This is a genomic window from Roseibium sp. R5 (assembly GCF_055755305.1).
The window spans coordinates 4,342,431-4,367,441 of record NZ_CM146910.1; the positions used below are offsets into that span (position 1 = coordinate 4,342,431).

The following is a 25,011-nucleotide window of genomic DNA, read 5'->3' on the forward strand; positions in this document are numbered from 1 at the left end:
TTCAGAAACCGGTGTTGCGTGAATGTCACAAAATCAGCCCCGACGTTTAGGATTTGGTAGGATTTAGAGACGTTTGAGGGGATTAAAAGGGGTTTCTGAGCTGGTCTTGCTCCACAGAACAGCATGGCTTCGACGCCCCAAAAGACCGGAATCGCGCCGAGGAATCGCTTCGCGCCTCAACGCCGTTCGCAGAGCGCCCGTAGATCGTAATTCCAGAGAACAGCCGCTGACTGCGGTTCCAGTCGCTAAGGTTTTTCCGGGCTTTGGGTTGCTTCAAGGACGATCGACACCTTGGACGTCTGCCCCTTGCCGTCGAGAATCATGAGGTCGGCAAAGCCGGAGCCGGGCGCGTTCCATAAGAATCGGCGTTCATATGTAGCCTTCCCCGTTGGTGTTCCGTTTATGAAAAGCCGGAACGGCCGTTGACCGCCATCAAACTTGACGACCATTGGATGTACGCCTTCAGAGGAGGCCCTGCCAATCTGCAGTCTTGCACCATCCGGCGGGAAGGTGATTCCCAAACGGCTGGCAGTCCTGGTCATCTTTGGACGGGATTTGACACGGGCATACCGGAGCGGTTCGGGAAGTGGCCTCATCGCGGCGTTAGCGATGTCTTCCGGCGGCTTGGACAAAGGTTCCCGCCCCGCGGCCAATGACTGATAGGCTTCATGGAGGATTGGCACCGCTGACGACGCACCGGTTTGGCCCGGGACTGGCGACCCATCGGCCCGGCCTGTCCAGATGCCAACCACATAGCGGCCGTCATATCCAACCGCCCAGGCATCGCGATAGCCATAAGACGTGCCGGTTTTGTACGCGATGGCCCCTTTTGCTGGATTGAGAGGCTGCGGCAAGCCGGACAGACTGTCAGTGACTTGATACGCCGACTTCTCGGTAAGAACCGGCATGGCCTGCCGCGCAGCCCCCGAACCATACTTGCATGGGTTTCGACAGGATTGCAGCTCAACTGGCTTTCCGCGCCGCGCGAGTGAGGCATAGGTCTGCGTCAGGTCGCGGAGCGACAATCCGATTCCCCCAAGACCAATGGCAAGCCCCGGCGAACTGCCTGGTTCCAGCTGCGGTTGAACGCCCGCCCGTCTCAACCGCGCAAGAAGTCTGGTCGGACCAACTGATTCCAGAAGCTGGACCGCAGGTGTGTTCAAGGAAAGTTGCAGGGCCTCATCCAAAGTGACCGTTCCCTGATAGCCCCGATCAAAATTGGTAGGACGATAACCGGCGATGTTGGTTGGCCTGTCGACAATCAGGCTGTCCAGCTGGCCAATCCCCTCTTCAAAGGCGAGCCCATATATAAAGGGTTTCAAGGCAGACCCGGGTGACCGGGTTGCCCGGGTCATGTCCACGTGTCCTTCCCGGCTATCATCCAGAAGGTCGGGTGCACCAACGCTTGCCAGGATCTCGCCGGACTTATGATCCGCAACCACCATGGCGATCGACAGCGGTGCAGGCATGACCGCCGCCCGCCGGCGAGTGAGATCTTCCAGGGCCTGTTGCAAGTCCCTGTCCAGTGTCAGACGCAGAACCGGCTCGGAAGGATAGGCGGCCCTTGCCTCCCGGGTCTCATGGGCTGCGAGCAGCGGCATTGGATGCCGCTCGGCCCGAAGTGGTTCGTTGGCTGCGGATCTAGCTTCCTCTTCACCCAGCACACCTTCCCGGACTGCACGCGCCAGAACACGGTTGCGGGCCTTCAGTGCATTTTTGGGATGCCTGTCAGGGCGCCGGTTCTCCGGGCTTTGCGGCAAGGCTACAAGAAGGGCCGCTTCGGCCGGGGTCAAACGCCGCGGTTCCTTGCCGAACCAGGTGAGGCTTGCCGCCCGGACCCCTTCCAGATTGCCGCCAAAGGGTGCGCGCAAGGCATAAAGATGCAGGATCTCGTCCTTGGTGGCCACCTGCTCCAGCTGAACAGCTTTCAGGATCTGCTGATACTTCCGTTTCAGCGACTTGGTCGGCGTCTCATCCAGAAGCCGGGCAACCTGCATTGTCAGTGTCGAGCCACCGGAAACAAGCTGGCCGCTGGCAATGGCCTGCAAAGCGGCGCGGCCCAGCGCCAAAACATCAACACCGCCATGTTGGCGGAACCGGTTGTCCTCATAGGCCAGCAGCAGTTCGAAATAGAGCGGATCGATCTCCTCAAGGCTGACCGGCAAACGCCATTTGGAATCAGTGCTTGTGAAAGCCCGCAGCAAGCGATCTTCACGATCAAGAACGACTGTCGACACAGATAGATCGGATGCCTTCGGCAGAGGCGGCAGTTGCCGGTAGTCCGTAACAACGGTCCAGGCAGCGGCGCCAAGTGCCAGCAAACCACCAGCGCCAGTAATGAGCCCCCATCGTTTCAGCGACCGTCTGTTCATCCGCTCACGCACCGCACAGCTTCTCTACCTGGTCGGTCCAAGCACCACGAACCGGGCGGTTTCCGTGATGGCCCGACGGTCCGGCAGGTACATGTCTTCCACCGAGGCCGGTGGATGCGTGAACGTCCCCGGTGTTGCCGCCCGCGCCAGATACGCAAAGGTCAGCTCTCGGTTGCCCCAATTGCTCTCATCGACTGAGACTTCGAACCGGTCGGAATGGAACGCGCTGTAATCCGGTTGGTCGATCGTTGAAAGGAACGAGAGGCCTCCAAGATCGCCGGAACGCACCAGACGCGGATTGTCGATTGAAAGACCTGCGGGCAAACGGTCGACGACCATCAACCTGCCCGGCTGATCAGAGAGCGGCCGTACGGTCAGGACAACGGCGATCCGGGTATTCACGGGCACCGCGGATGGGTCAATGACATTGCCGTCGAGGTCATAGAGTGTCCGTTCGACGGCGTAATCCTTGCCGCCAGCCGGTTCCGGACTGAGCGGCTGACCGGCAATCGACATCAACACTTCAGTTGGCTTTTCGCCGGCATTGCGGACATCCACCTGGCCGGACTTCAACTCGTCAAAGCCAAGTGTCCAGGCAAGCCGGCCCGGTGTTTCCACACCATCCACAGACAGGCGGGCCTCTTCCGCCGACTCGTTCAACGCATTCGCTGCGAGCAGCAACCATGCCATATCCTGTGTTGACCGGCTCCGGGCGCTGCTGTCCACCGATGCCAGCTCTGAAACCGCGCGGGTGTTCAATTGCTCGCTGACAGACGCCGTCACCACATAATCAGTGACGCCAGCCGCATCGCGAAGCTTTGATCCGAAGTCTTCCCGGTAGGTGCTGGATGCTGTCCGATCCAATGCATCAAGAGCGGCACTAAATCCGGTTGCGGCCCGCTCATCTTCGCCGTAGAGCGCAAGACCGGCCGCAAGCTGCGCCTTGGCGAGCGGTGTCGCAAAGTTCTGCAGTTTGGCATCCAGATAGTATCTGAGATCCCCCATGGAGGCCCGGCCATTGCGCGCCAGGACATAAAGCGCATAGGCAATGTCCTCACCACCACTTTCAAAGTCAGACGCGTAGGCAAGCCTGTTTTCCAGATTGTCGAGCGCGGACGTGAAGGCAAGATCTGGAACCAGGTAGCCCTTTTCCCGCGCCCGGGTCAGGAAGTCGGCAACATAAGCATCAAGCCAGGTTCCACCGCTGCCATAGCTGCTCCAGAGCCCGAAGGATCCGCCAGAGGACTGGTTGGCAAGAACGGCGGCAATCGCCTTGACCACCCGTTCACGAATTTCATCGTCTCCGCCAAGGCCGGCTGCTTCTGCAACGTCGCTCAAGTATAGCAGCGGCAACGCCCGGCTGGTGGTCTGCTCGGTACAGCCATAAGGATACCGATCCAGCGCCGCCAGAAGGCCAGCGACATCTATGCGTGCTGCCCCGCCCGCTGTCAGCGTGACCTTCACGCTGTCTCCGCGCAGATCGTCAAAGCTGGCGGCATTCACCTCGAGCTTGCTCCCGGGCGCCAAATCGAACGCGTAACTGCGCAGAACTTCAGGCTGGGTGTCCTTGATATCGAGATTGATCCGCTTGACGACGGTTTGGGCGTCGGGCCCGGTCAGGGAGGCAACGATTTCGGCGCTTCCCAGTGCGTCGCCGGCCGCCATCGGCAGAATGACTTGTGCTTTCTTGCCCGTCTCCAGATCGAGAACTCTGGGCTCGCTCGGACCGTCTCCGAGGCTCAACCCGTTGCTTGCAGTCAGCTCCAGATCGTAAGCACCTGACGGGGCATCGACCGGGTCGATTTCCAGAACCAGCCGGGATGTATCGCCCGGGGCAAGAAAGGCCGGTGTGCTCGCCGTCATAACGACCGGCGCCCTCACCTCGATCTCTTGTTCCCCATGACCGACACCGGATTTGCTCCAGGCCACGGTGATCACGCGCAAGGCACCGTTAAAGTCAGGCACATCAAACGAAACGAGCGCCTCGCCATTGTCATCAACTTTCACAGGGCCGGAGAACAACGCCACAGGTTCATCATCCGGCGGCGGCGCGTCCAAACGCATGCCCATACCGTCTCCGCCGGAGCGAACCTTGCCCCGTGCGCCAGACATCCGGTCAATGAGCTGGCCGTAAAGATCGCGGATATCGCTTCCGAGGCGGCGCTGACCGAAATACCACTTTTCAGGGGCCGGCGTTTCATAGGCCGTCAAGTTGAGTATTCCGACGTCCACCGCGGCAACCGTGATGTAAGCCTCTTCACCTGCGGCCAGATTGGCAAGTTGGACCGGAACATCCAACTGGGTTTGTGGCCGGATCATCGACGGCAGATCCATCGCAACTTCAAGATCCCGATCCCCAGGATCAACCTGCAGCCAGGAGAGCCCCATGGCGCGCGACGGCATCTGGGCTTGATCGACGTCCATCGGCCGGTAGAGGCTGGCCGTGATGTAGGCCCCTGCCCCCCAGGCCGCGTCCACCGGAATGTCGACCTCCGTCTCTTCTCCGGAGACGTCTATTGTTTGGGTGGAGAGAAGGCCGCCAGACACCACGTTGATCACGGCTGTACCCGCCATTTGCGGTTTCAAGCGAAGTTTTGCAATTTCACCCGGCCGGTAATTTTCCTTGTCGAGCCCGACATCGAGATAGTCCGGCGTGTCGGATGTCGCATTGGCGGTGTACCAGCCCGCCTGAAAGGCCACCCGTGTTGCGGTCTGCAGCGCGCCGCTGCCTTCAATGTCCAGACGGTACTCGCCCCATTCAACAGGAAGCGACAGACTGGCCGGCTGGGCTTCTGACACATCCAGGGTTCCTGTCGAGATCCGGCGGGTCGAGGTGATCGGCTCGTAAGACCAGCGGCCATCCAGCCGGTACCATTGGTAACGCCGGTCGACCTTGGACAGCGTCCAGTTCAAGCCGGTTGCTGCGATCCACTCGCCGGTTTCGCCAATCACAATTACTTTAAAGTCTGCAGGACCACCCTCATCGACACCGCCGTCAAAGGCGGGCCGGATCCCGATGCGCGGCCTGTCGAGGCTGACTGGCAGATCCAGCGTCCGCTCGACATAACGTCCTCCGGTTTCCACAAGACGGGCGACAATCTCAGCTTCGTAAAGGCCCGTTGTATCAGGCAACTCCGGCAGATCAGCAGAGAAGGTCAACGCGCCTTGATCATCGGTTCGAAGCCCGGACGGTAAGCGTGTGCGCTCAGAATAAGCGTCCGAGTCTTCAATACCAAAACGGTATCCCGGATACGCCTCCATCGTGCGCACCGGGCGCGCGATCACGTCACCTTCCAGAGATTGGCCACTTGCGGGCGATCCATATAAAAACTTGGCAGACAATGAGACGTCGAGCGGTGCAGTTCGGCTGAAGGTCTCAGAGGCCGTTTCCAGGGTGAAATCGACCCTCTCCGGCTGATAGTCCTCGACAAGGAATGTCTTGTCCGCCAGCGCCTCGCCGTCTGGATCCAGCAGGACCTGCCAAGACCAAATGCCTTGCTGCGCCGTCGAGCTCAAATCAATGTCCTGAACATATCCGCCAAGACCGCCATCCTGCAGCGTGTACCGCGCATGTTCGACCCCGTCCGGGCGCCGGACAATGAATGTCAGCGGCAAACCGGTCTGGGCTTCGGCCTTCGCTGTTCTTAGCAAAGCCTGCGCATGAACAGTTTCGCCGGCCTTGTAGATGCCACGATCAGACCAGGCGAAGACGTCCAGAGGACCCGGTGCCGGGCGTCCGTCGACGCCGCGGTCTGACAGATCAAAGGCGGGTTTGCGCAAATCCAGGAAGCCGTAATCGCCCTCTGCCGTTTCTGCGATCAGAATGCCGGGCGCACTGCCCCCACGCCCAAGGGTGAGACCTGCGGCGAACCTCGCAAACCCGTCCGCATCGGTTTCACTTGTTCCGAGGATCTCGTTGTTGACAGCGATCAACCTGACACTGACCCCTGTGAGCGCTTCAGCGCTGGACAGGGACCGGACATTCGCTGCAATTCCATCCGTGCCGGACATGGCGGTCAGCCCAAGATCAGAAACGAGGAACCACTGTGTTGCGAGCGGGCCCCACTGGTTCTTCACGTCCAGCTTTGACCTTGCGGTCATGGCGTAAATCCCGGGCTTCATCTCAAGCCCGGTTTCGGATAACGGGATGGCCGTCGTGATGTCCTGATTGAGTTCATTGCCGGTCTCGACGACACCGCTCCAGACCTTTTCTCCTAGATCTTCCTCGATCTGGTCAGCCTGATAGCTGCCCAGTTGGCGCAGGAAGCGGTTGTCTCTCAGCACATCGGCCACCGACCGGTCGCCGATCCGGTAGATTGTTGCCTCAACTTCGTTGGTATTGACCGAAACGATCGGGATCGTCGGATCCCCACCTGCGGGAAGCACATAAGACCGGCCAAGGAAGTTGACCGACGGACTGCGGTCCCGGACGTAAATCGAGAGATCAGAAGACTTTTCGAGCACTTCTCCGTCAGCTGCCGGCAGGCCGCTCCTCGCAGTCAGTTGATAGCGCGCGCCGTGGCGCACACCTTCTGCGCAAACCTGAGATCCATCGGGTTCAATCGACACGGTGCCGTCGCCCCGGACCGAGACGTACGGGCTCAAATCGTCCCCGACCGGCAGCTTCTGCGAAAACACCAGACAGATCCGCGGCGTTGCACTGTCCGAATCGACCTGATGATCGACGATCCGGAAGCCATGCTCCGCCATCAACTTGTCGTAGCGCCGGCGGACGGAGCCCCGTTCTTCGAGTGCAAGCGAGGCGCGAAGAGACTTGATGGCTGCTTTGTAGTCTTGTCGAAGGGAAAGACCGCGACCCAGATATTCGAGCGCAAAGGCCTGTTCCTCAGGCGTTCCAGCCCGCAAATAGGCGTTGACCGCGGCCGAGACGAGGTTCTTGCGTTTCGTTTCCCGCTCCTGCCAATCGTTTGGGTCTTGCAGAATGAGCGCTGTCGACAGTTGAACCCACGGATCGAACCGCGTTGGGTCCAAGGCGATCAGCTGGAGGAAGTCAGCCTCGGCCAAAGCGTTGTTGTTGTTGGCAAGCGCGTTTGAACCATTGCGGCGGATTTCATCTGCATCGGTGCTGTTTGGCCGGACCGTCTCTTCGATCCGCTGCAAATAGGTTTCCGCTGCTTCCAAGGTCTCACGGCTTAGAAAATCAAGCTCAGCCTTTCTTTCACCAGTGGTCGCAAAGGTCGATCTCTGGACCTCCACCACGCGGCCGGCAACCGCACCGGCAAAACTCTGCATCTGCCCGGCGGAGGACTTTAGAAAACACCACCCGGCACTGGTGTTGTAGGTGAAGGCTTGGCACTGGTTGTCGCTCAGACACGCCGACTTGCAGCCATCAAGGTCCACATCCTTGACCGTCTGATAATCACCGCCGAAGAAATCCGCGTCCTCAATGGTGACGATCCGTCTGTCTTGGGCGTCGGCTGTTTCAGTGAACCCACCGAGTGCCATTCCGCCGGTCAAGAGTGCTCCGACGACTAACAAAGAGAATCTGAAAACAGACCTATCTGATTGATTTTGATAAGAATAATACAAAGAACGCCACATGGCCTGTCCTCCCGGGCCGAATAACTTTGGTTATGAAGGCACCGGAAGATGACGAGGACAAGGCAATTTTTCTGAAATACAAACCTGGAGGCAGGTTCAGCCGACGCGGGAGACCAGCTCTTCGATCAATAGATTGACCTCCTGAGCAGCTTTGCTGGACGGTGCGTTTTCAGTCACGGATGCGCCCCGGCCCATAGCAGACGCAAAAACGGTCCGGTTGCCAAGGCGTGCGCCCAAAGTGTCATAGCCGGATGCGGCAATGGCATCGGCCATTTCGCCCGTCAACGAGGCCCGCGGCGGCACCCGGTTCATGACCAGGAGCGCTGGCGTATCTTCCCGGGCCGCCAGATCGATGGTCTGGGATGTTGCCCAAAGGTCAACAGGGGTCGGCTGGATCGGAACGATCACGAAGTCGGCAGCATCAATTGCGGGCTTGGCATCCGTATCCGTTTTCGGCGGCGTATCGATGATGACATAGCCGTGCGAGCGCGCCAGAGACCGGGCTTCCCGGCGGGCACCCCATCCGGAGGCAGTCCGGAATTCCAGACCGGTCTCATCCTCCCCAAGCGTTTCTTCGCGGGCCTCATACCACGTGCCCAACGAGCCTTGCGGATCCACATCGAGAATGGCGACCGGCTCCCCAGATTTGGCTGCCAGTGCAACAGCAAGATGTGCTGCAAGGGTTGTCTTACCGGACCCGCCTTTTTGTTGTGCAACTGTAAGAATTCGTCCGGACATCAACACCTCCATGCTTCGCCGCCATATTGCGCCGCACTCTTTCGCATTGCAACACGTAGAAAACCGTGTTTCGTTAACCCATATATCATTTGTACCAGTGATATTTATATCCATAGGCTGTGAAACTATTCGGAGATTCAACCTGAAAAGCTTGCAAGCCAGGACATGGGCGCTGCGCTGGAGGAACCCAGCACTTTGCCGGGCTTTGTTAAACAGAGCCATCGATTCTCGGACAGTGCCGGCCTTGGATGGACGGCCGCTGGCCTTCAATCTTTCCTGGCTGGAACGTTGGCGCGGCAACTTCAAAACCGCCGGTGAGCTGGCGGATGCAGCCTTCCAGTCCATGTCAAAACAGTCCGATCCGGAAGGTTGGGCAGAACTTCTCGTGGTCAAGGCCGTTTGCGCCTACAGCCTCGGTGATCACAAGCTCGCAGACGAATTCCTGAAGGACGGCTTTGAAACGCTTGGCCCGCATGCGGAGAGCGGTGCCGGTATTGAGGTGCTGACCATCCTGGCAACCTTGCGCCAATACTCGGAAAACTATGACGAGGCCCTGACCCATCTTCGCGACGCCTTGCAGATCGCAGAGGATGCCGGTCTTTATTTCGAGCCTGGGCGCGTGTTGCACAATCTTTGCCGCGTCAATTGCCTTGCCGGAAACATTGATGCTGCGCTCGATGCAGGCCGGCAAAGTGTCGAACAGAACCGGTCGCGGCGGAACGCGATCATGCTGCCCTATGCCGAGGAAGTTTATGCCGGCGCGCTTGTTGCCAGCGGAGACTATGAAGAGGCCCGTGCGGAAGCTGAAAAAGGTTTGACAGCGGCTGTTTTCAGCGACGATCCGCGGGTCACTTGCCAGCTGCATTTTGCAATCGGTTCAAGCTATTTGAAAGAGAAACGAACGGCGGACGCGCTGAAAGTTTTCGAACAGGGCCTTACAGAAGCAACCGCGTTCGATTATCACCTGTGGATCCGGAACTTTCACCTGCACCTCTCCCAAACCCACGAAGCTATGGGCACGTATCAGCAGGCGCTCGCACATCTCAAAGTCTATGCCGAGATGCAGGCGACCCAGTTCAAGGTTGAAGCGCACCGGCAAAGCTATGAACTGCGCAGCCAATTGGAGTACCAGCTCGCCCGCCGCAGCGCGGAATACGAACGCGAGCTTCGCGATCAAAGCGTCCGGCTGAATACAGAATTGGTCCAGGCCAATGAGACGCTGCAGATGCTGAACCGGCGCATTGAACACAACGCCCTGCACGATGCGCTAACCGGCATCGGCAACAGGCGCATGATGACCCAGTATTTCGGCCGGGCAGAACAGTCCGATAACAGCGCTAAAGAAATTGCGGCCCTTCTTATCGACCTTGACGGCTTCAAATCCATCAATGACCGGTTTGGTCACGCAACAGGCGATGAAGTCATCAAGGTCATCAGTGAGCGATTGAGAACGTTGCTTCTTGACCAAGAACTCCTGGTGCGCATGGGCGGCGACGAGTTTCTGGTGGCCTCAACAGTAAGAACGGATCAAGGCGAGCTGGCAGAGCTCGCGCAGGATATCCTTAACCGGATCAACCAGCCGATAGATTTGCCCGGCGATCAAGGGGCGGTCGGTGCGAGTATCGGGATTTCCGTTACCAGGATCCGGCCAAATCTGGAACGCAGCCTCCTTCAGGCAGCGGACGAGGCGATGTATGCCGCCAAACGCTCTGGCCGAAATCAGGCGTTCATGGAACCGTTTCCCGCAAAAACCGGCTCATAAGGTCCGCCTGATTTCTTTTTTACCGCCCACCGAGTGCGTAATAGACATTCCAGGAGGGACGGCCGGTGACGGGCATGCCGTATTTCGCTTCCGCAGCCCGGATGCCCTTCCGCGTCATCGGGCCAACCTTGCCGTCGGGCTCACCAACATTGAAGCCGTTCCTGTTCAAAAGCTTTTGCAGCTCCAAACGCTGCGCTCTGGAAAGACCGGGATTGTCTGTCGGCCACGGCGTCATGATCGGATCGCCGCCGGAAACAAGCTCAGACAGCACCGCGATTGCGAGACCATAAGACGTCGACGCGTTGTAAGATCTGAGCGCCTTGAAATTGCGCGTCACGAGAAAAGCTGGGCCATTCGCACCTGCCGGGCGGATCAACGCCGTGTCGGCCTTGCTTTTGAAGGTGCTGCCGTCGAGGTTTCTAAGACCGCGCTTGGTCCAGGTACTCATGGAGGCATAGTTCTTGCGGCCAGACGGGCCGGAATAGCCCTTAGGCACCTTCACCTCAAAACCCCACAAACGGCTGTTGCGCCATCCGGCATTTTTCAGGAAGTTCGCCGTGGATGCCAGAGCATCCGGGACAGAGTTCACCAGGTCCTTCCGCCCGTCTCCGTCAAAATCGACCGCAAGACTGGCAAACGTTGTCGGCATGAATTGGGTCTGTCCGAAAGCTCCGGCCCAAGACCCTTTGAAATCTTCCATCGGGACATCACCGCGCGAGGCAATTTGAAGTGTTTTCATCAGCTCGCCGCGGAAATACTTTTGCCGGCGTTTGCCGGCACACGCCAGATTGGCAAGAGCGTGGGGCGTATAAAAATCCCCGCGAAAATTGCCGTAGTCGCTCTCAATGCCCCAGACCGCCAGGACAATATGCTTGTCGACACCGTAACGTTTTTCGACCGCGTCCAGCGTCCGGGCATGCTTTTTCAGGTTTGCCTTGCCATCCTGGATCCGCTGTGGATCAACGAGGAACGCCATGTAGTCCCAGATCTCGGTCTTGAACTCCGGCTGAGCCGTTGAAAAGCGGATGACTTTCTCGTCGTATTTCGCGCCGGACAACATCTTCTGGGCAACTTCCGGCCTGACGCCTGCCGAAATCGCCTGCTGTTTCAGCGATGCAACGCAGCTTTCAATGGCCAAGGCAGGCGTTGCAAGGGTGGCCGCTCCCAAAACCGCCAACATCATGACCGAAGAGAAAACACCTGAAGATCTTCGCCGCATACCCAGTCCCGCCAGCTTTTGAATCACCTTGCGGAAACGCTGCCACGGGACCGCGACCGAAATGCGGCAGGAAAATGAACTTGGCCGTTATCAAAGGAAATCAGACTAACAGGCGCCCTTTCGAGGCCGATAAACCAAAAATCCCGGCTTGGAGCCGGGATCTTGTTTTCTGCCCTGTAGGTCCCGGCTCAAGGCCGGGACTGCGGAGAACCATTATTTGCCTTCGATCAGTTTACGGCGCAGCCAGCTGGAGGTCTGATCCATCAAGATCACGACAACAATGGTCAGAATGATGATGTAGCTGGTGTTCTCCCAGTCGCGGGAGGTTTTCATGGTTTCCACCAGCATCAAGCCAATACCGCCGGCCCCAAGCGCGCCGATAACCGTCGCCGAACGGGTATTCGATTCCAGGAAGTAGAGCACCTGGGAAACAAAAACCGGCAGGATCTGCGGGATTACGCCGAACCGGTACCGCTGGATCTGATTTGCGCCGGTTGCCCGCACGCCTTCAACCTGTTTGTTGTCAATGTTTTCCAAGGCTTCGGAAAAGAGTTTGCCGAGCGTTCCCGTATCGGTAAAGGCGATCGCCAGCGCACCGGTCAACGGTCCAAGACCGAAGGCACGGATGAAGATCAGTGACCAGATCAGCATGTCGATGCCGCGCAGGAAGTCGAAGAGACGGCGGACCCCGAACCTCAGGAACATTGAGGGCGTGAAGTTACGAGCGGCGAGGAACGCCAGCGGAAGACCGAACAAGGCAGCAGTGATTGTTCCAAGCACCGCCATCATGATTGTTTCAAACAGCGCTACAAAAATCTCACCATGCTGCCAGTCCGGGTTCTCCAGGAAGTCGTGAACCATATACCAGAGATTTGAGTAGTCCGGGTTTAGCCGATCCGCGCTCAAGGCAAGCGCATAAAGCTGGCTGAACGACTTGCCGTAAAACTCCGAGTCGAACGGGAACCAGAAGTTTTCCCAACCACCGAAGTAGTTGTGCACCTCGATCTTTGTCCTGGTTACCTGGACCCGGCGGTCAAGGGTCGGACGGGCGTCGAGTTTCTTCGGATTGGTCAAAAGCCACTCCGGAACTTCACCTTCCGGCAATTCGATATCGACACCATCGTTGGTAGCCTGGCCGATGATGGTTCCGTAGCCCGGGACCGTGAACGACATCCGGTTGCCGATAATCTCGACAAGATACCCTTCACCAAGGTCGACAAACGCATCCTTGCCGTCGACTTCAACCCAGTCCGGCAGATCGGCTTCGTCGTAGGTTGCGCGGCGCTCACCTTCGATTGCGACCTCGAGAATGTCACGGCGCAGCAACTTGGTGACATGAACTTTGTAGGCAACTGAATCTGTGGCCAGAATAACGGCCCGCTCCGGCTGAGCCTTCGCAAGAAGATCCGGCACGCCAAAGGCGAACCATGTGTAGGTGAGATAGGCAAGAATTCCGAGCGGCACGAGGATCGTCAGCCATGCTCGGCGGCGCACTTTCGACCAGACATCTTGCGGCGTGACAACCTGTTCGAGGGTATCGGTGGACATTTTCGCTGATCCCTCTTAGTGCGCTCTGCCGGCGCCAACCAGTTTGCCGCGCAGATAAGACGAAGCCTGGTCGATAATCATGATTGTGACGAAGAGGAGCACGAAGATCGCGGCGGTTTCATCGCCTGCGCCCTGCCCCCATCCGATGGTGCGCCGCAGCTCCTGGCCGATCCCGCCGGCCCCGACGAAGCCAAGAATCGCAGAAGCCCGCACATTGATCTCAAGACGCAGCAGGAAGTAGCTCAGGTAGTTCGGCGCCACTTGCGGCATCACTGCGTACCGGATGCGCTGCAGCCAGTTGGCCCCGCAGGCAGACAAGCCTTCAATCGGCTTGCGGTCGATGTTCTCGTTGACTTCGGAAAACAGTTTACCCAGCGCACCGGCGGTGTGAAACGCGACGGCGATCATGGCTGGAACCGGGCTGGAGCCGAGAACAAAGATCAGGAACAACGCGATGATCAGTTCCGGAAAGGCGCGCATGATGTCCATCATGCGGCGGACGACCGGGATCAACGGGCCCCAGCTGTCAACGTTGCGCGTGGAGGCCATGGCTAGGACGACGGCCATGGCAGCCCCCAGAAGCGTCGCAACGGCCGCGATGTTCAAGGTTTCCAGCATGGCTGGGAGATATTGGATGATCAGACCGAAAAACGCTGGCCCGGCTTCCCAGGCTTCGACAACGATCTCGCCTGGATAATCGAAAAACTTGCTCAGGCCCTGCAGAAAACCGCCGGAGTTCATGTCGTTGGATTTCGAGTATCCCGAAACCATAACGGCAACGACCAACAAAAGTCCGATCAGCGAATAGAGCTGACGGCGTTTGCGTAAGGAGAGGATTTCCTCTTCCATTGCAGCGACGGCCATCTTCAATGTCCTTTAAACGTCACGCAAAAAAACGCGGGCCGGAAACCGGCCCGCGCGCTATTCAAGAACGCTTAGTTCTTGCTCTTTGCCTTACGAGCTTCAACGATGTTGACGTAAGCTTCGTGAGTGATCGGCATGAAACCTTTGGTCTCACCGGCAGCAACGCCGTATGCGCACTCAGGGTCCAGAGAGTTCAGGGACGCCATCAGAGCGGTCATTTTGATTTTGACGTCTTCCGGAAGCTTCTTGGAGAGAACGATCGGGCCTTCCGGGATCACCGGCGAACGCCAGATTTCACGCAATTCGGTCATGTCGACCAGGCCAGCATCGGATGCCTTACGCAGAGCGCCCGAATTGTAGCCATCTTCCCACTCACCAAGACCGTCGGCCCAGGTTACACCGGCGTCGATGTCGCCGTTGGACACGGCTACAATGGTCTGCTCGTGGCCACCGGTGAACTTGACGTCGCCGAAGTAGTCGCCCGGCTCCATGGAGTAGCCTTCCTGCGGGATGGCGATGGACGGGATCAGGTAACCGGATGTGGAGTTTGGGTCACCAAAGCCGAAAACCTTGCCCTTCATGTCGGCGAGCGAGTTGATTTCAGCATCGTTGCGGGCAAAACCGATGGAGTAGTAGCCGTAGCCACCATCAACGTTGACCTTGACCAGAACCGGGTCAACCGCTTCCGGATCGGTCAGGTACACTTTTGCGTAGCCGGACGCGCCAAGCCAAGCCATGTCGAGGTTGCCGCCGAGCAGGCCTTCGATCACGCCGTTGTAGTCGGCCGGTGCGAAAAGCTTGACCGGAACACCGAGCAGGTCAGCGGTCTTTTCTTCAAGGCAGGTGTAAGCGCGCAGACGATCGGAAGCGTTTTCGCCGCCGAGGATGCCGATGCGGAATTCGGAGATTTCTTCAGCAACGGCAGCGGTTGCGTTCAGAGCGATCATGCTGACTGCAGCCAGCGCAGCAACTTTGGAAACCAGTTTCATTTGGGACACTCCCCCGAGGGTTCACAATTGATGACGATGATTTGGGAGCAGACGGTCAGCCCGCTGCTGCCGCCGGGGTCATCACACCGGCGGATTCTTGAGAGCCGGATTTACCGGCATCGATGGCGGTTGATGTTGCCGCTTCGTTGAAGCTTTCATCGGCGCCATAAATCTCGCGCGCCACATCTGTGGTCAGGGCGTCTGGCGCCCCGTCAAAGACGATGAAGCCGTCGCGCATGCCGATCACGCGGTCGCAGTACGTGCGTGCGGTGTCGAGCGTGTGCAGATTGCAGATGACGATCTTGTTGTCGCGTTCGTGGATTTCCCGAAGAGCGTCCATGACGATCTTGGCATTCATCGGATCAAGAGAGGCGATCGGCTCGTCGGCCAGGATCATATGCGGATCCTGCATGAGCGCTCGTGCAATCGCCACCCGCTGCTGCTGACCGCCGGAAAGCTCTTCAGCCCGTTTGGGTGCTTCCTGAGCAATGCCAAGCCGGTCCAGCGCGGCAAGTGCAGTTTTCACATCGTCTTGGTCGAAGATATTAAAGAGGCTCTTGAGTGTGCCGTGGCCATTCAGACGGCCGAGCATCACGTTGGTCACCACATCCAAGCGCGGCACAAGATTGAACTGCTGGAACACCATGGCGCAGTCGCGCTGCCAACGGCGCATCATGCCGCCTTTAAGGCTCAGAATATCGCGGTCATTGAAGAGGATCTGACCGGAGGTCGCCGGCGTCAGCCGGTTGATCATGCGCAGCAAGGTCGATTTGCCTGCACCGGAGCGGCCGATAATGCCGACCATCTGCGGTTTGTCGATGTTGAAAGATACTTTGTTCACCGCAGTCCGGGACCCAAAGGTCTTGGTGACGTCCTGAAATTGAATCACGCGGCAGCCCTGTCCGTGTTTGTTCGTATTTGCTGCGCGACAAGAGCCATTCGAGCGTAACAACGCGATGACAGCTATTTATCAGTCCCTTGAAGAAACGATGACATTTCAATGACAAGAGCCTGCCGGGACACACACAGCACCCGGACAAGGCTTTATTTTCCTGCTTCCTCAGAGGGTTCTGCAAGGCTCGGCAAATCATGGTTGCAAGAGCAGAACAAAGCCCGAGTCGCGTGTTTCCGTCTGAAATATTAGTCAGGGTGCTTCGAACCGGCTGAAACTGAGGAAAAGAGAAAGAGTTCATGGATACGTCATCAAAGCGTCACGCTTCATGATGTGACCAAAGCTATCCATCTGCGCCTGTCACAAACCAATGGAACCGAACATGTCCGCACCGCACCAAAAACCCGGCATGACCGAAGCCCCCAATATTCACCCAGACGCGGTCGTTCAAAACTGTGAGCTCGGAAAGTGGACGGAAGTCGGCGCGCTGACCGAAATGCGCGAAAGCCAGATGGACGATTACTCCTACATCGTTCAGGAGGGGGATGTGGTCTGGTCAACGATTGGCAAGTTTTGCTCGATTGCCCGGCGGGTGCGTCTCAATCCCGGCAATCACGCCACTTGGCGCGCGTCACAACATCACTTCACCTACCGGGCGGCCGCCTATGGGCTGGGTGATGATGACCAGGAGTTCTTTCAATGGCGCAGGGACGATTGGGTCACAATCGGGCACGATGTCTGGATCGGTCATAATGTGACGGTTCTGGCCGGAGTTACAATCGGGACCGGCGCTATTGTTGCCGCAGGCGCGGTCGTGTCGAAAGACGTTCCGCCCTATACGATTGTCGGCGGTGTTCCGGCGAAACCAATCAAACGCCGGTTTACGGAAACCCAGGAAGAAGCTCTGATGGCGATCTCCTGGTGGGACTGGAGCCACGATCAGCTGAAGGATCGCTTGCCCGATTTTCGCAACTTGCCGATCGATGGATTCATAGAGAAGTATCGCTGACCTATTATTTTGCCGGAAAATCATTTCTTAACTTGCATTTGATTTCCGTAAGGGAACTCAACTCACTACAAGGCCCGCATTTCTGCGACTTTCAGACGAAAGAGATGACTTTCCCCACAAGTCACAATGGTTAACAGGGGCGATTCGACAGCAGCAAATTCCTGTGGTGAACTTCAATCAACAGCACGGCAGAGACCTGTTTCGGACCGCCAACCAAAGCATACGGTTTTTGTCATCGCTGTCTGGGCACAGTCCCAAGGGGCCGCTTGCGGCTCTCGCGGACCGGCTGTGAGGCACCCAGTTTGCGCTTGATGCGGAGCGCTCCGCAGCCAGCGCCCCGGCTCTCCGGTGAGCAGCGGGTTATCTGCAATGCCGGTGCAGGCTTCAAATCTCTTCGGGGATGAGGAGCCGGCAGGCACCAGATGTCTTCGGAGATCTGATGTCGAGTTGAGATCAAGACGGACTATCGATCCCGCTTCGGCAGGTTTCCGGGTCCGATAACCTTGACCTGAACAGGGGGGTGTTGGTGAAAGCCGACACCCTTTCTGTTTTTCCGCACAGCACCTCACAGAAACGCTTGATCTCCGGGGAACCTTGGCCAAACTCTAGCCAACACACTCTGGAGCTGCACATGCCACTTCTTCTCAATCGCCTGACACTCTACGTTCGCGATGTGGAAGCCGTTGCCGAATTCTACTGTCGGCACTTTGGCTACACTGAGAGGCCTGCAGATGGCGGTTTGATTGAGCTGCAAAACCCTGACGGAGGATGTCAACTCCTACTGCATCCCTTAGCCAAGGGCCGCAAAGCCGGACAAACCCTCGTTAAGCTGGTTTTTCAAGTCGAAGATGTTGTTTGTGAGAAATCGGTCTTTGCCAAAGAAGGGCTCGAATTCGGCCCGGTCCATCAGGGCAACGGATGTCAATTTGCCAATACCAAGGATCCGGCTGGCAACGCAGTATCCATCTCAAACAGGGTCTTTGGGGGTTCCTGACGCAATTTCAGAGGCTGCCGAAAATTCTGACATTTGCTATGAACGAGCCATGTTCGATCTTGGCACCACGCTTTCAAGAAACCTCGGCCCCTCCCTTCGCCGCTGGCGGGTGCTGAATCGCGTAAAACAGCAGGCGCTGGCCGATGAGCTCGGAGTGTCGCAATCCAAAATCTCACGCTGGGAGAGCGGTGCTTCCGAGCCTGACGGACTTGACCGCTCCAAAGTGGAACGGCTGTTGCTCGCGCGACCCAACAGTGCAGCGGACCGGGCCTTGGTGGAGCTTGTGAGCAGCAACAGCACGCCGGTTCATCTGGTGTGCGATCTCAGCCACCGGCTGCTCGCCGTCTCCCCTGCCCGCGCGCGGGACTGGCATGCGGGTGTTCAGGAACTGATGGACCGACCGCTTTGGCCTTATGCGTCGGAAGGGATCCAGACCGCCGAACAGGGCCTTGGCGACCAGGGTTGGTTCGAACCGCACGCACCGGATATCGTGTTTTCAACTGAGCGCGCGGATTTCCCGGAGATGACGATCCCGGAAAGCCGGATCAGGATCACGCGGTTCGCCCTGTCCGACGGGCGCTTTGCCCGGCTTGTGCGGGACGAACCTGACCGGTTTGCATAAATTATTCAGCGTGTCGTCACGCGGTGTTGGCCGGGGTAAACTTCCGCCCATGAACAGCAAAACCGACGGCAACCACGCCCCCTTTATTGACCATGGCCGGCTGACCGGTCTTCTTGCCTTTTTGCAGGCAGCCGAACAGCTCAAGGACACTTTGCGCTCCGGCACCAGCCGGAGCGGACGAGCGGAGAGTACTGCGGAGCACAGCTGGCGGCTGTGTTTGATGGTTCTGCTCTTTGAGAAAGACGTCATTGGTGTCGATATCAAAAAGCTGCTCAAGCTGTGTGTTCTTCATGATCTTGGCGAAGCAATCTCTGGTGATGTTCCGGCCCCGCACCAATCGGACGGCGACAACCGGCAGGAGCGCGAAAGACGGGACTTTCAAGCGTTGTGTGCCGACCTGCCTGATGACGTGGCCAATGATTTCATGGCGCTTTGGGACGAATACGCCGATGCCGTGACACCGGAAGCGCAACTTGCCAAAGCATTCGACAAACTGGAAACCATGTTGCAGCACCAGCTCATGCCGGGTGCCGATGCCGATTTCCATGCCTTCAATTTGAATTACGGACGAGACCGGACTGACGTCTTTCCCCTCACCCGCCAGATCCGCGAAGGGATCGACGCGCGAACGAAAGAGCTCATAGAAGACCGTCAAAGCGCCCAAAAAGCTTAGGTGGCGTAGGTATCAGATCCTTATCTCTTGTCCAGTCATGGCAGATATGCACCGCGTGCGGTCAGATATTGACCACCAGCCCGGTCGTATCAGCCGTCACACCGCCTGATTTGGCTTTAACGGTTTCGGACTTGGCCGCCACCGCCGACTGAGCTGCGCTGACAGTGGTGCTTTCCGCCTTCAGCTGCGCGATTTCTGCCACCATCTGCTTGATCCTTGCAGCCATGGTTTCGTTGCTGACCACGAGGGTTTTCAGCTTGACCGCCATTTCTTTCAGATCAACTTCACTACCTGTCACTTCGGCCGCGACGCCGACGACATCGACTGTGACTGCGGCAACCCCCACTGCAATGGTGGCATTGATTTCGGTTGTGGCTCCCATCCCGATGCTCAGGTCACCGCCACCGAAAATCGCGAGCGATCCGCCGAAGGTCATATCGATGCTGTTGCCTTCGGTGAAACTCTTGGTGTTGCCGGAATTATATTCGTACGTGTCACCGGCAATCGTTTTGGTTTCCTCCTTGGCGTTGGTCTGGATGACACCAGTGCCGTCGCCAGCAGACAAAGTGATGTCCTTGCCCGCCCCGCTGGAAATGGAAACAACTTCTGCGGACGAGGTCATTTCCAGTTTTCCGGAGCTCGTTACCGATGCAGCGCCATCGACATTGAGCGTATAATCACCGTTGACTTGCTGGCTGAAATCAGCGGTTTCCACATACATCTTCTCCTCAGCCTTCACCAGGATCCGGCCATCACAGGCCAGCAGGATCCCGTCACCACCACCGGATGCATTCTTGTAGGCATCCGCATTGCTGCCTTCGTCAGTTATGTGCTGTTGCGGATACCACTCGTCGAGATCATCCGCCTGAAACGCCTGTTCTTCGATGTCGGCATATTCGCCAAGACGCAAGACGGCTCCAAGGCGGTGTTCATCCTCGTCTGAGCTCGTTGACGGCACATAAAAGTAACAGCTGCGGCTTGAATCCATGCGCGTGGCCGCATTGCTCGCAGCGCTTGCCGCTGTGTTGTCCAGGTTCGCTGCGTTCGAGTCGTAAAACCCATTCCAGTCAGCCAGCGCCATTGAACGTCTCCACGTCTCTTATTGTTTTCAACGGATCACAACAAACGCGACCACCTTTCGGCAGCCGCGCTTTTTCATGACTGACAGTTTGACGGGCGCATTTTAAAGGCGGATTAGCAGCTTCACTCGAGTTGTCGCCAGATTGGTAGACAGCGTTAACCAATTCAATGGCGATGGCATTCAACCCAAACCATAAGCACAAACCCGGATCGCCTTGAACGCGGGTCCAGCGATCGTCAAATAGACTTTCAGGTGCTTACAAACAACTCGGGAGGTCTGGAATGTACGAGATTTTGCCTCGCAGCGACGGAGCCGTTCTTGGCGTAAAAGTCTCTGGCACGCTGACGATAGAGGAAGAAAAAGAGCTGATTGCCAAGGCAGATGAGCTGGTCTCAACCTATGGCAAGGCCAGTTTTCTGGTGGTTCTTGGCGACCATGTCGGTGTCTCACTGAAAGCAGTGGCGTCCGACATCAAATGGATCATAACCCATCTGGACAAGATCGCGCGGGTTGCTGTCGTAACGGACAGTAGGTTTGTCTCGGCGCTGGTGGACATTGACGCCACCTTTGCAAACCTCGCCGGCATCAAGGAAAAACACTTTTCAACTGCCGAACTCGACGCCGCCTGGGACTGGATCGAGGAAACGATGCCTACGCCGTGAGCAGCTCTTCGTCGCTCAAGAAGGCACATTGCTCGACCTTGCCGCCGGAGACCGTGATCATGTGCCCATGTGGCACTTCCATCCAGCAGTTCCGCGCCTCGTCCAGCGGCTCGGAGACCACCATGACGCCGTCGGTGAACTCGCGGTAATAGAGGGTCGGCGGATAGCTGTCTGATGCGTACCGGGCCGCATAGAGCGTCTCTCCATCCGACCAGGCAGAGGCGAACCGCATGTGCGGCGTGCAGCCGGAGTATTTGGACAACGCTTCGGCTTCGTGAACCGCGCGGGCCATGGCCGCGCGCGGGTGATGTTTTAGCCCGTAGGCGAGCGCAATCAAAAAGAGGCTCTCACTGTCGGTGCCCCCCATACGGTCGCGGTAAAGATCGTCCGGGATCATGTTGTCGAGCCTCCGGCGGACCTTGTCATAGCCGCCGATCTGACCGTTGTGCATGAACGTCCAGCGGTCGAAGGTAAACGGATGACAATTATCCCGTGTCGTTGCCGTACCGGTCGATGCGCGAACATGGGCCAGGAAATGCCCCGACCGGATGTGCTTTGCGATCTGCAACAGGTTCGGGTCCGACCAAGCCGGGCGCACATCCTTGTAAAGACAGGCTGTTTCCTTCTCGCCATACCAAGCGACACCGAACCCGTCCGCATTCACCGATGTTTTGCAAGACGTTGCATTGCGGCTTTGATCGATCAGCGAATGCTCCGGATCGCAGATCACCTCTTCCAAATACTTCGGAGCCCCGCTCCAGGCAGCCCATCGGCACATGATCGCTCGTAATCCTTATGCAGCTTTTTGTGCGGCCTTGAACCTTGCGGTCGTTTCATCGCAAGCATAGCTGTCGGCGACAGGGTACGGCTTACGCGCCAGCTGGTCGACGGCCTGGATGATTTGACCGGCTTTCACGTCATCCAAAAGAACGGAAAAATTAAGCCGGGTCCAGCCAGGTTTCTTCAGTTCTTCACCGGAAAGAATGCCATCGCGCAGGGTGTCGGATTCCGACCGGTCGATGCCGAGCAGCCGGTGGGCATACGGCCCAGCACAAGCACACCCTCCGCGCGCCTGAACCCCGTAAACATCCGACAGCATCCGTGTGACCAGCTGCTGGTGGATATACCCACCGCGCTCCAGATCCTTCACCCGGAAAGAGAAGATCGGCATGGTGTGGCAGGCCTCCAGATTGCCGAGGATCTCGATCGCAGGGTTTTTCTGCCAGGCCGCCAGGGCCCGGGCGCGCCAGGCTTCGTTGCGGGCATCCATTTCGGCCTGACCGATGGCTTCCTTCACCAAGAACGCCAGCGCTGCGCGAATATCACCGATGACATTCGGCGTTCCGGCTTCTTCACGGGCTGCAATGCTTTCGGAGTAGTCATGCCCCCACGGGGAGACAAAACGCACCGTACCGCCGCCCGGAAACACCGGGGTTTTGATACAGACCGCCTGCTTCCGCACGATCATGACGCCGGACGCGGCCGGACCGCCAATGAACTTGTGCGGAGAAACGACAACCGCGTCTTTTTCTGCGTCCGTGCCCGGCTTCATATCGATCGGCAGATAAGGCCCCGATCCGGCACAGTCCCAGACACTCAAGGCACCATGGCGTTTCAGGATCCGCGTGACTGCCACATCATCGGTCACAATGCCGGTGACATTGGACATCAGCGAAAACGCCCCAACAGTCAGACGACCAGCTGACTTTTCGGTGAGAACCGCGTCCAATTCGACGAGATCCGGTCCACCGTCGGCGGCCTCGTTGATCTCGATGACTTCGGCGCCGCTTTCCCGCCACGGCAGAATATCGGAATGGTGCTCGTAAGGGCCGAGAATCACCAACGGGTTTTCGCCCCGTTCCGCGGCCCCGGAAACACCCAACAGGTGAACCAGACGGTTGAGCCCTGCCGTCGCACCCGACCCGCAAAAGACCGTGGCATAGCTGTCAAACGCCCGGCAGATCCGGGCAATCTCGGACCGCGCCGCCTCACGCATCCGGGTCATGGTCATCCCGCAATAAGAGGCTTCGGTGTGGCTGTTGGCGTATACCGGAAGGACCTCTTCCATGACGAAGTCCTCGACCTGTCGAAGGGCCCGGCCGGAGGCGACATAATCGGCATAGATCATCTTTTTCGGACCGAACGGTCCCTCAATCACCATGCCGTCTCCGATCAATCCAGCGCGCAGCCGTTCGATCAAATCCGGGCCTTTCAAAGCGCTCTTAAAGGTTTCGAGCGCAGTTCCGGAAGAAGCGAGGTGTTGAGATTGGGTCATGTTCTGCTCCAAATGTCTTTGAACGGATCATACGACCAAACATCTTCAGAAATCCGCACCTATTTTGATTGCTGAACGGCCTATTTCGTGTCATTTGATCTGACATGGTGAAAAAATTCGATCAAATTGACCGCGCGCTTCTGAGAGCCCTGCAACGGGATGCCCGCTTGTCGCAGCGGGAGCTCGCCGAGGAAGTCGGATTGTCGCAAAACGCCTGCTGGCGGCGGCTGAAAACCCTTTATGAGAGCGGATTGATCGAAGGACACACGATTCGCCTTGATCCTGCGCAGCTTGGTCTGAACCTCACGGTCTTCGTCATGATCCGCACGCGCCACCACTCCAAGGAGTGGCTGGAGACCTTCCGCAGCGAGGTCACACGGATCCCGAACGTGATCGATTTCTACCGGCTTGCCGGGGATTACGACTACATGTTGAAAGTGGTCGCCGAAGACATGAACGCCTTCGATCAGGTCTATCAGCGGCTGATCGACAAGGTCGATCTCGACACGGTCACCTCCTACATGACCATGGAAGCCATCGCCGACGCCCGCGACCTGCCGATCTGACAGGATTCTATCGATAGCACTTCAGAGAACGGCTGTTTGATGCCTTGGGTAGACGGTCGCCCTCAACCGTCACCCCGGACGCAGCTTCGCTGCGATCCGGGGCCTACTCGTTTCCAGAGCATGTGCCGTACCCAACGACGTCATCCGCAAGCGGCACCGAGAGTAGGCCCCGGCTCGACGCTCCGCTTGGCCGGGGTGACAGTCTGAGCTGTTGAGCTTGCCGGTGCAGCTCTAGAGTTCCAATCGTCCGCGTTCCTTGAGGATTTGTGCCCGCTTCCAGGACCGGTGGCCTTCGTGAAGGCCGTGTTCGGCCTCCCAATCGAGTTTCGGTTGGATATTGTCTTCCAGCTTCCAGTCGTCATCCACTTCGGCGCAGTGTTTTTGATCAAGAAACCGGATCTTGCGTTTCTTCAGTTCTTTTTGAAACGCATCGGAACAGAAGACGCCGCCTGAACTAATTGGCTGTAGATAGAGACCTTGCCAGAGATGACGGTCGCCGATCGCCGGGCGGCTTAAGACCATCTCGTGCTTGAAGGGTTTTATCCGCGCGAGCGGCTGACCTGAGGGGTCATCTACTTCCCACTGCACACCGCTTTGATTAACGAGGACCGTATCAACCGAGACCATGCAGTTGAACACATAGTAATTGTCGGCGAGCCGGTCTCCGGCCTTGTTGCGGAGCTCAATTGGAAAGAACTGGTGCACTCCGGGCTCGAACTCTTCGACCAGATCCTTGAACCGCTGATTGACAGCGTTGCAGCCGGGCATCGGAAAGACATCCGGGACTTTTTTTGTGGTTGTCTGATATCCTGATTTCGGAACTGCCCTAGGGTCTATCCAAAACCCGTCGCTGAGACCAAAAGCAATGCTCCCGAATTTTCTGTACTCGTCTCCAATCTCATCCCAGTCGAAATGCGGCGTGGACCAGGATTGACGAACGATCTCCAAAAAATAAGCCATCAGCCCCTCCCGCGCTTGCCGAACGTCTGGCGTTTGGGTCGGTTGCCATGCATTGGAAAGGGTATATTCAAGACGCTTGTCTCATAGGATGGGAACATCTGCCTGCCCTCACACCGAGTGCAGGTTCGTAAAATCCATTCTTTAAGTTGAAAGTGTAAACAGTTTCCAACCCATCGCTCATCGCCCAGATGGACCGGGCAACGGTGGCGGCACCGGTTCCCAG

At 57.7% G+C, this 25,011-nt stretch carries 19 protein-coding genes; 7 read left to right on the top strand and 12 right to left on the bottom strand.

From position 1 onward, the window contains the following. Positions 1 to 245: 245 nt before the first annotated feature. The 3 genes from pbpC to parA all read right to left on the bottom strand — a co-directional run bounded on the left by pbpC (position 246) and on the right by parA (position 8,672). A complete protein-coding gene (gene pbpC, locus AC0J4F_RS20205; RefSeq protein WP_473024477.1) occupies positions 246 to 2,372 on the bottom strand; it encodes a penicillin-binding protein 1C in 2,127 nt (708 codons plus the stop codon). 24 nt (positions 2,373 to 2,396) lie between these two features. Then, positions 2,397 to 7,850, bottom strand: a complete 5,454-nt coding sequence (locus AC0J4F_RS20210) for an alpha-2-macroglobulin family protein (RefSeq protein WP_473024478.1) — start codon at positions 7,848 to 7,850, stop codon at positions 2,397 to 2,399. A 180-nt stretch (positions 7,851 to 8,030) separates the two neighbouring features. Continuing rightward, complete coding sequence (gene parA / locus AC0J4F_RS20215; RefSeq protein ID WP_040453249.1) at positions 8,031 to 8,672, bottom strand: ParA family partition ATPase; 642 nt, start codon at positions 8,670 to 8,672, stop codon at positions 8,031 to 8,033. Positions 8,673 to 8,916: 244 nt separating this feature from the next. Here parA and AC0J4F_RS20220 point away from each other — a divergent pair, with 244 nt between their 5' ends. After that, positions 8,917 to 10,434 (top strand): diguanylate cyclase domain-containing protein, encoded by a 1,518-nt coding sequence (locus AC0J4F_RS20220; protein WP_473024479.1) that lies wholly within the window; start codon positions 8,917 to 8,919, stop codon positions 10,432 to 10,434. A gap of 19 nt (positions 10,435 to 10,453) precedes the next feature. On the opposite strand, the gene AC0J4F_RS20225 is transcribed toward AC0J4F_RS20220, so the two are convergent. From AC0J4F_RS20225 to phnC, 5 genes are all read right to left on the bottom strand, one after another. Then, positions 10,454 to 11,653, bottom strand: coding sequence for a lytic murein transglycosylase (locus AC0J4F_RS20225; protein ID WP_473024480.1), 1,200 nt, complete (start codon positions 11,651 to 11,653; stop codon positions 10,454 to 10,456). 213 nt (positions 11,654 to 11,866) lie between these two features. Continuing rightward, complete coding sequence (gene phnE, locus AC0J4F_RS20230) at positions 11,867 to 13,201, bottom strand: phosphonate ABC transporter, permease protein PhnE (RefSeq protein WP_473024481.1); 1,335 nt, start codon at positions 13,199 to 13,201, stop codon at positions 11,867 to 11,869. A gap of 15 nt (positions 13,202 to 13,216) precedes the next feature. Continuing rightward, positions 13,217 to 14,065, bottom strand: coding sequence for a phosphonate ABC transporter, permease protein PhnE (gene phnE, locus AC0J4F_RS20235; RefSeq protein ID WP_133950635.1), 849 nt, complete (start codon positions 14,063 to 14,065; stop codon positions 13,217 to 13,219). Between the two features lie 71 nt (positions 14,066 to 14,136). Then, positions 14,137 to 15,054 (bottom strand): phosphonate ABC transporter substrate-binding protein, encoded by a 918-nt coding sequence (phnD, locus tag AC0J4F_RS20240; RefSeq protein WP_306146715.1) that lies wholly within the window; start codon positions 15,052 to 15,054, stop codon positions 14,137 to 14,139. Positions 15,055 to 15,109: 55 nt separating this feature from the next. After that, positions 15,110 to 15,943, bottom strand: a complete 834-nt coding sequence (gene phnC / locus AC0J4F_RS20245; RefSeq protein WP_209173395.1) for a phosphonate ABC transporter ATP-binding protein — start codon at positions 15,941 to 15,943, stop codon at positions 15,110 to 15,112. A gap of 385 nt (positions 15,944 to 16,328) precedes the next feature. On the opposite strand from phnC, the gene AC0J4F_RS20250 reads away from it, so the two are divergent. The 4 genes from AC0J4F_RS20250 to AC0J4F_RS20265 all read left to right on the top strand — a co-directional run bounded on the left by AC0J4F_RS20250 (position 16,329) and on the right by AC0J4F_RS20265 (position 19,244). After that, a complete protein-coding gene (locus AC0J4F_RS20250) occupies positions 16,329 to 16,955 on the top strand; it encodes a DapH/DapD/GlmU-related protein (protein WP_473024482.1) in 627 nt (208 codons plus the stop codon). 631 nt (positions 16,956 to 17,586) lie between these two features. Next, positions 17,587 to 17,949: a VOC family protein gene (locus tag AC0J4F_RS20255; protein ID WP_473024483.1), complete on the top strand. Its 363-nt coding sequence runs from the start codon at positions 17,587 to 17,589 to the stop codon at positions 17,947 to 17,949. A gap of 49 nt (positions 17,950 to 17,998) precedes the next feature. Further along, positions 17,999 to 18,571: a helix-turn-helix domain-containing protein gene (locus AC0J4F_RS20260; protein WP_473024484.1), complete on the top strand. Its 573-nt coding sequence runs from the start codon at positions 17,999 to 18,001 to the stop codon at positions 18,569 to 18,571. Between the two features lie 49 nt (positions 18,572 to 18,620). Further along, entirely contained in the window at positions 18,621 to 19,244 is a 624-nt protein-coding gene (locus AC0J4F_RS20265; protein ID WP_133950647.1) for an HD domain-containing protein, read from the top strand. 61 nt (positions 19,245 to 19,305) lie between these two features. Here AC0J4F_RS20265 and AC0J4F_RS20270 read toward each other — a convergent pair whose 3' ends face one another. Further along, on the bottom strand, positions 19,306 to 20,325 hold the full coding sequence (locus tag AC0J4F_RS20270; protein WP_473024486.1) for a hypothetical protein: 1,020 nt from the start codon (positions 20,323 to 20,325) through the stop codon (positions 19,306 to 19,308). A gap of 281 nt (positions 20,326 to 20,606) precedes the next feature. Here AC0J4F_RS20270 and AC0J4F_RS20275 point away from each other — a divergent pair, with 281 nt between their 5' ends. Then, the gene (locus tag AC0J4F_RS20275; protein ID WP_473024487.1) at positions 20,607 to 20,987 is read left to right on the top strand and encodes a SpoIIAA family protein; all 381 of its coding nucleotides are present in this window, start codon (positions 20,607 to 20,609) and stop codon (positions 20,985 to 20,987) included. Here the strand turns inward: AC0J4F_RS20275 and AC0J4F_RS20280 are convergent. Next, the gene (locus AC0J4F_RS20280; protein ID WP_133950653.1) at positions 20,977 to 21,765 is read right to left on the bottom strand and encodes a class II glutamine amidotransferase; all 789 of its coding nucleotides are present in this window, start codon (positions 21,763 to 21,765) and stop codon (positions 20,977 to 20,979) included. The genes AC0J4F_RS20275 and AC0J4F_RS20280 overlap by 11 nt on opposite strands. Before the next feature lie 15 nt (positions 21,766 to 21,780). After that, the gene (locus AC0J4F_RS20285; RefSeq protein ID WP_473024488.1) at positions 21,781 to 23,262 is read right to left on the bottom strand and encodes an aminotransferase class V-fold PLP-dependent enzyme; all 1,482 of its coding nucleotides are present in this window, start codon (positions 23,260 to 23,262) and stop codon (positions 21,781 to 21,783) included. Positions 23,263 to 23,366: 104 nt separating this feature from the next. Between AC0J4F_RS20285 and AC0J4F_RS20290 the strand changes: the two genes are divergently transcribed. Next, positions 23,367 to 23,828 carry an Lrp/AsnC family transcriptional regulator gene (locus AC0J4F_RS20290; RefSeq protein WP_055670961.1) on the top strand — a complete coding sequence of 154 codons (462 nt, stop codon included), beginning with the start codon at positions 23,367 to 23,369 and terminating at the stop codon, positions 23,826 to 23,828. Positions 23,829 to 24,059: 231 nt separating this feature from the next. On the opposite strand, the gene AC0J4F_RS20295 is transcribed toward AC0J4F_RS20290, so the two are convergent. Continuing rightward, the gene (locus tag AC0J4F_RS20295) at positions 24,060 to 24,788 is read right to left on the bottom strand and encodes an imm11 family protein (RefSeq protein WP_473024489.1); all 729 of its coding nucleotides are present in this window, start codon (positions 24,786 to 24,788) and stop codon (positions 24,060 to 24,062) included. Between the last annotated feature and the right edge of the window lie 223 nt (positions 24,789 to 25,011).